The sequence below is a fragment of the Lacinutrix sp. MEBiC02595 genome (assembly GCF_053601555.1).
On the sequence record NZ_JBSHNU010000198.1, the window covers coordinates 1 to 501 of the forward strand.

1 protein-coding gene is annotated in these 501 nt (G+C 37.3%); it reads left to right on the forward strand.

Features of this window, described 5'->3' with window-relative positions:
• The coding region (locus ACVCZW_RS05860) for an HYR domain-containing protein (protein WP_452231907.1) at window positions 1-501 on the forward strand (501 nt) is incomplete at both ends.

Below are 501 nucleotides of genomic sequence, written 5' to 3' on the forward strand. Positions count from 1 at the left end.
GAACCAACTGCTACTGATAATTGCACAGGAACAATTACTTATACTGGCATACGAAATGATGCTTTATTATTAACAGATCCTTATCCAGTTGGGAATACTATTGTTACATGGACCGCAACAGATACTGCAGGAAATGATTCCATTACTTGTGATCAAACTATAACCATTACAGAAGATGAATTACCAGTTATTACTTGTCCGTTAGACATTACCCAAACCACGGATATAGCTTCTTGTGATGCTTTAGTTACCATCATAGAACCGACTGCTACTGATAATTGCACAGGAACGATTACTTATACTGGCGTACGAAATGATGCTTTATTATTAACAGATCCGTATCCTGTTGGGGATACTATTATTACATGGACCGCAACAGATACTGCAGGAAATGATTCAGTTTCTTGTGATCAAACCATAACCATTTCAGAAGATGAATTACCAGTTATTACTTGCCCGTTAGACATTACCCAAACTTCAGATATAGCTTCTTGCGATGCT